The organism is Streptomyces sp. KR55 (assembly GCF_052245645.1).
GTDB lineage: Bacteria > Actinomycetota > Actinomycetes > Streptomycetales > Streptomycetaceae > Streptomyces > Streptomyces flavusporus.
In genome coordinates this window covers 1-6,070 of the sequence record NZ_JBQQCE010000548.1, presented here as the reverse complement: position 1 = coordinate 6,070, position 6,070 = coordinate 1, and the positions used below count along the sequence as shown (strand labels likewise).

Sequence of the window (6,070 nt, the reverse complement as noted above, 5' to 3'; positions counted from 1 at the left end):
GGGCAGCGGCCGTTCTTTCGTGCTTCGTTACTCGACATCTCGAAGCGTGAAGAACGGCCGCGCCACGTGCTGCCGGTTCCCGGAGAACTCAGCAGGTCGAGTGACCTGCGGCGTTAAACGCCAAGCTGAGAGGTTGCGCGGATAGGCGGCTGCTGGGGTCGGTGGGCAGACGGGACAGGCACGTTCCTGATCACGGATCCTCAACGCTCTGTGACCATCAGGGGGCTGTGCCTGCGCTGTCATCATGGCGCTGGGGTTTGGACAACGATGCCGTTCGGACTCCGGGATCAGACCGCCCAGCCTGCCGAAGAGCTGACCTTCGTCACACCGCTGAGGCGGCTGCTCCCTGCAAGGCGGCCGCCGCACCGTGCGAGATTGGGTCACCGTGCCCGAAGACCGCCGTGTCGATCTCCAGCTTGGCAAGCCGGTGCAGCGACTCGACGGCCCGGGCGCGGTCGGTGTTGAAGACACCCAGCATGGTCCGGCCGACGTTGGCGACCGCGTCGCCGGTGAACAGCGCCCTCGGCCCGGGCAGGTGGAGCGCGATCGACCCGTCCGTGTGCCCGGGCACCGCGACCACCACCGCCCCGTCGCCGAACTCCAGCACATCGCCGTCCTCCACCTCCCGGTCCACCCGGCACGGCGGGGCCGGCCGCAGTGGCGGAAGGGCCGCCCGGATCGGCACCTCGAACTCCTCCAGCACCGGCGGCGCTCCGGTCGCCTCGCCCTGGATCACCGGCGCCTCCAGCCGGTGTGCCAGCACCTCCGCGCCGTGTCGGGCGGCGAGTTCGGCGGCCGAGCCCGTATGGTCCTCGTGCCAGTGCGTCAGCACGATCCGCCGCAGTTCGCCGTCCAGTACGTCCTCGATTTTCGCCGCGCAGTCCGCCGTCCCGGTGTCGATCAGAGTCAGCTCGTCGTCGTCCCGCCACAGATAGGCCGCCCCCACCGGGAAGCGGAGCATGCGCAGCCTCGGCAGTACCTCGATCACATCCATGCCCCCCAGCCTGCACGGCCGCCCTGGCGGCCATGTCTTCGTTCGCTGACGGCTCACCAGGTGTGCGGGATACGATCAAGCCCGCCAACGCGCGTCCTCCACACGGCCGAGGCGGAACGCCCCGCGAGGCCAGGGCCTCCCGCAATGCGTCGATCGCAGTGGTCCAGTCTCTGGCCGCGCAAGCCCCGGCGCACAGGGGGCTGGTCATGGTCGCCGGGTGGGGCGGTCGTCCCAGCGGTGGGTCGTCCATGCCCGACGGATCAGGCTGCGTACGGTGATGATGGCATCGGCGAGGTCGAAGAAAGCGTCGATGACGGTAGCCCGACGCTCGTAGCAGCGGGCGAGGCGGTGGAAGGCGTTCTGCCAGGCGTGGGTGCGCTCCACGTGCCACCTCTGACTGGCCTGGATCGGCGCCTTCTCACCCTTGTGCGCGATGCGGCCGTGCAGGCCGCGTTCGCTGAGCAGGGTGCGGGTGGTGTCCGAGTCGTAGCCGGCGTCCAGGTGGACGGTGATGTCGTCGGGCAGCGGTCCCAGGTCGTCCAGGCGGTCCAAGGTCGGCGCGAGCAGCGGGGAGTCGTGGCGGTTGGCTCCGGCCAGGACGCGGCCCAGTGGAATGCCGTAACCGTCCGTCATACCGGAGCGTTTCAGGCCCTGTTTGCCGCGGTCGACCAGGGAACGCCCGGCGGCCTCGCCGCCGCCGGGCGCTTTGGTGATCGACCCGTCGACGGCGATCTGGTCGAGGACGAGGCCGACGATCCGGTCGTAGGAGTCCAGCGCGATCTGCTTGAGCTGGGCGAAGACGCCGAGGGCGATCCACTCGTCGCGGCGGTTGCGGATCGTGGTGGCCGAGGAGGTCGTGTCGGCGATCGCCTGGTAGGAGCAGCCGAACCGCAGGAGCTGCAATATCTTGTCGAAGACGATCCGGTCACTGATGCGGGGGCGGTGGCAGCCCAGCGGATGGTCCGGGTGGTACCCCGGCCGCTCGGGCAGCAGGGCCGCGAGTTGGCCCCAAAGTGGTTCCGTCAGCCATGATGGCAGTACAGGCACAGGTCTTCCCGGTGATCACAGAGCGTCGCAACTCCATGATCACCAGGACCTGTGCCTGTCTTGCGGTCGAGGTGTCACCACCGCGCCTATCTGCGCGACCTCTAAGCGGCTTGCCTGAAGTTCTGCGCGTAATGCTTCGGAAGCCAGGGCGAGGCCCAGGGCGCGGCGGTAGCACAGCTGTGGCCTACAGATGCGGCACGGGATCGGGCGCGAACATCAGCTCCTCGGGCAGGAACTGCAGTTGGATGCCGTCGGCGTTGACGTCGTACAGGTCGTGCAGGTTGCCCAGCTCGCCGGTTGGCAGCAGCGCTGTGTCGTCGCGGTCGACGGGGTCGGCGCGGACCCACACGTCGAACGCTGCCAGGTCGACGTGGCCATCCTTGAAGTACTTGACGAGCCGTCGATACAGCTTCGGAAACATGACCAGCTGGGACAGTTCGGTCAGCCCGGTCAGCTGGACGCGACGCTCGGTGGTGACCGCTTCCTGCGGCCACATGCCCGTCGCGTTCGCCCGCACCTCCTTGATCACGCCCCGGAGGTGCTCGATCAGCTCAAGCGGCATGGTCGCGTAGAGCTCGGCGTAGGCCAGCCCGGCGCGCACGAGGCTGACGTTCACGCTCCGATCGAGCCGCTCGACGTCGACGAACACGGGATCGCCGTCGGCAGCAGCAAGATCGGGCTCGCCGGGGTACACAAGCGCCAGCAGCCGGCCGTTGCTCTCCACGCCGTTGGCGAGCAGGTAGCCCTGGACCGGGTGGTGCTCGGCTGACTCGATCTTGTTGGGCAGGTCCTCCCAGAGCTTGACAGCGCCAAAACCCATCTTATCCAGCATGTGGTCGCGAGCAGCGCGGGCGAACGTCAGGTCCTGGTGCTGGTTCTCGAAGTGGGTCTCGAGCGTGTCGATGCCTTCGAACCGAGTGCCATAGGTGCCGAGGTGGCGCCGGTCCGGGCCGCGGTTGCTGAAGCGCGGCAGACTCCGCACCAGGTCGTCGTTGTCCGGCAGGAAGTTGATGGTGTCGCCGTCCGGTTCCGGACCGTTGCGCGGCAGGTCCGGGTAGCGGATGTAGAAGTCGCCGGTGATGAGGGTGTAGCGCGGCCGTGCCATCTCGGGTCCCTCTCATCGTTGTTGACAGACAGTCACCCTGCTGCGACTGCTCGTCGCCATGCCGGTCGACCGGGCGACGCACTTCGTTACCTTCGTGCGAGTTGCACTGCGCAGATGGTCTAGGGATAGGCCGTCGCCACGTTGTTCAGCTTTGAGCAGTCGATATAGTTCTGTGGCAGGTGGTCGCTGAGAGAGACCGGCAGCGAGAGCCTGCGCCCCGCGGGCAGCTGCCGCAGCACGAAGGCGAGGATCGCCACCGGGATCACCAGCGTCGCCGCGAGCGCCTGCTGCCTCGAAATGCGCCGCCTCTGCCAGGTCTGGGTGGCTGTGCCGAAGAACTCTGTGCCAAAGTGGCTGAACCGCCCCGTCGTGCGCGGCGGGAGTTGCGGCACGACATCGTATTGATACACGTGCCTGAACGTCCGCTCGCCAACCAGCGGCTCGAAGTGCGCGGCGAAGGCGCGGTTGCCGACCATCGGCTGGCCGAAGGTGTAGAGGCCGCAGAACTTCCCCCGCAGCCCTGTGGGGAGCGTCGATCCAGCGACGAGCTCGCAGGTCGCGAGCGCGGCCAGGGCGCCACCCAGGCTGTGTCCCGCAATGAAGAGGCGGTCAATGCCCGCCTCGTCGGTCCCTTCAATCGCCAGCGTGGGGACGAGCTTCGGCCACAGGTATTTGAAGCTCCGGTAGAACCCGCCGTGGACCGCGGAGTCGACCGCGTCCGGGTACCGGACGGTCTCCGTGTTGATGTCCGTGAAGACGTCGGTGAGCGTGACACCGCCGAACTCGGTCCCGCGGAAGACCAGGATGCCAACGCGCTGCTCGGTGCTGCGCACGAAGAACGCCTGGGCATCGACGAAGAGCGCCCCGTTCACCACGCTGAACAGGTGGCACTCGGGGTCGCTCATGCCGCAGACGCTCAACATTGCGGTGAGTGTCTCTGCGTCTGAGTAGGCCCAGGCAGACGTGACCGAGAGCAGGAGTGCGGCGGAGGGGCTATAGCCCACCTGATCAGGCGCCGGGCAGGCAGCCGCCAGCGCGGTCTGCAGGAGGTCGGCCGGCCCTGGCGGCGCGACGGCGGCCACCGGGAACTCCTTTGCGTCCTCCACGCCCTCGAGGTAGAGCCTTGCCGTCCGCTTGCTGATCGTGTTCACCGCGTCTCGACTCCTCGTCTCGGCTCCAAAGGGGCCCGTGCGGGCAGCCGCACGCCTGCCCGCCAGACACACGCGCCCCTCGCCGCCGTAGTGAGAGCCTGCGTACCTGCTCCCAGACCAGTCGGGAACCGAATGCGGCCCCCTGGTGCCAGAGTGCCTGTTCATCTATGCTCTCAAGCCTCCTTGAACCAGCGGCTTTGGGTACCGCCACACGTGTCTCGTCGTGCGAGGTGGCTGCACCGTCGGCTGTGAGAGAGCGGTTCGTAACATGATGCCCGTTTCGGGTGAAGTTAGGGCAGAGGGCGGCACCCAAGAGCCATCAGAAGCGCCCTTGTACTACAGCCGGAGATCTTGAGGGTTGGTTATCGGCGGGATGGGCTGGTGGTGGGCCCAGGGCCGGAGACGGGGTGGCAGGGGGTCGCCGCGGCGGCGGTAGTGGCTGACCGTCGCGCGGGTCTGGTGGAGGCGTCGCCACAGTTCGCAGGAGCTGATCGTCTCGGCGGAGTGTCTTGGGTTGAGGTGGACGGCGGCCAGGCAGTGGCGGATGGAGTGGACCGAGGGCCGCAGTAACGGTCCGGGGATCAGCCGGCGGCCTCGCTCTCGTTCGTGTTCTGGTCTTTTCCCGGGCCAGGCCCTTCTTCTGGCTCGGTCTCGGGCTCGGGGAAGGTGGCCCGCTGGACAGCGAGGAACGCGGTGGCGAGCATGCAGGCGGTGACGTGCCGGTGCCACGGGGTCCACTTGCGTACCTGGTAGGAGTCGAGGCCGACGAGCTGTTTGTTGATCTCGTTGTCCTCCTCGATCTGCCATCGGCCGCCCGCCCGGGAAATGATCTCTGTCAGCGGGGTGCCGGCGGGGGCGTGGACAAGGAAGTAGGCGATTTCGCGGTGGAGTTGTCCGTCTTTGCCGCGCCGGTTGGGGTGGAGGGAGCGCCGCAGGACCAGCCAGTGCTCCAGGCCGTCGGCCGGGGCTTCGTCCCTGAGTTGGACGGCGAAGGCCGTCCAGTCGTGGCCGCGGGTGCCCTTCGCGCCGTCGCCGCAGGAGCGGCGTTCCCACTGGTTGCGGACCTTTGCGTAGTGCAGCAGGTCATCGGCGCGCTGGACGGCAGGCTGTCGCGGTGTGCCCGGCGGGCCGTCGAGGGGCAGGTCGACGGGGACGCCCAGCGCGTAGGGCACGTCGTGCTGGTGGCACCACCGCCGAAGCTGCGGATCGCGTCCATAGCCGGAGTCGGCGAGCACCCAGGTGAACGGCGTCTGGGCGGTGCGGGCCGCCTCCAGCATGGCGATGGCCAGTTCGGGCTTGGTGGCGAAGCCGGCCTCGTCGGGAATTCCGGCCTCGCGGCACCGGGGCCGGTCGGTGGTCCATTCCTCGGGCAGATACAGGCGGCGGTCGATGAACGCGTGCCCGGCGCCGGTGGCGTAGGTGAGCATCACCATGGTCTGGCAGTTGCGGACATCGCCGGTCAGTCCACAGTGCTGGAAGGCCACCCCGACCGACTTGGCCCCCTTCTTCTGGGCCTGCGTGTCATCGATGACCAAGACCGCGTCCCTGTCGCCCAGGTGGTCCACCACGTAGTTGAGGTTGATCCCCGGGAGTGGACACCGGGTTTCATGCGACGAGTGACAGCGTACGTGACGTGATCAGTTGCTGTTCGAACTCGACCGGTGTGAGGTAGCCGAGTGCGGAATGGCGGCGGCGCCGGTTGTAGTACGCCAGCCAGCGGAACAGCTCCAGCCGGGTGTGTGCCTTCGAGGTCCAGCGGCGCCCGTGCAGCAA

General features: G+C 68.0%; 6 protein-coding genes and 1 pseudogene. All 7 read right to left on the bottom strand.

Annotated elements, in window-relative coordinates; genetic code table 11:
* Positions 1-322: 322 nt before the first annotated feature.
* The gene (locus tag ACTWQJ_RS44870; RefSeq protein WP_443312150.1) at positions 323-994 is read right to left on the bottom strand and encodes an MBL fold metallo-hydrolase; all 672 of its coding nucleotides are present in this window, start codon (positions 992-994) and stop codon (positions 323-325) included.
* Between the two features lie 204 nt (positions 995-1,198).
* Positions 1,199-2,041, bottom strand: a complete 843-nt coding sequence (locus tag ACTWQJ_RS44865) for an IS5 family transposase (protein WP_443312149.1) — start codon at positions 2,039-2,041, stop codon at positions 1,199-1,201.
* Positions 2,042-2,142: 101 nt separating this feature from the next.
* Positions 2,143-2,274: pseudogene (locus tag ACTWQJ_RS44860) on the bottom strand (IS630 family transposase); the annotation flags it as partial.
* Positions 2,226-3,146, bottom strand: coding sequence for a hypothetical protein (locus tag ACTWQJ_RS44855; RefSeq protein WP_443312148.1), 921 nt, complete (start codon positions 3,144-3,146; stop codon positions 2,226-2,228). The pseudogene ACTWQJ_RS44860 and the gene ACTWQJ_RS44855, both read right to left, overlap by 49 nt.
* Before the next feature lie 119 nt (positions 3,147-3,265).
* On the bottom strand, positions 3,266-4,297 hold the full coding sequence (locus ACTWQJ_RS44850; RefSeq protein WP_443312147.1) for a lipase family protein: 1,032 nt from the start codon (positions 4,295-4,297) through the stop codon (positions 3,266-3,268).
* Between the two features lie 581 nt (positions 4,298-4,878).
* On the bottom strand, positions 4,879-5,865 hold the full coding sequence (locus ACTWQJ_RS44845; protein WP_443312146.1) for an IS701 family transposase: 987 nt from the start codon (positions 5,863-5,865) through the stop codon (positions 4,879-4,881).
* Between the two features lie 37 nt (positions 5,866-5,902).
* A partial coding sequence (locus ACTWQJ_RS44840) for an integrase core domain-containing protein (protein WP_443312151.1) occupies positions 5,903-6,070 on the bottom strand: 168 nt, incomplete at its 5' end.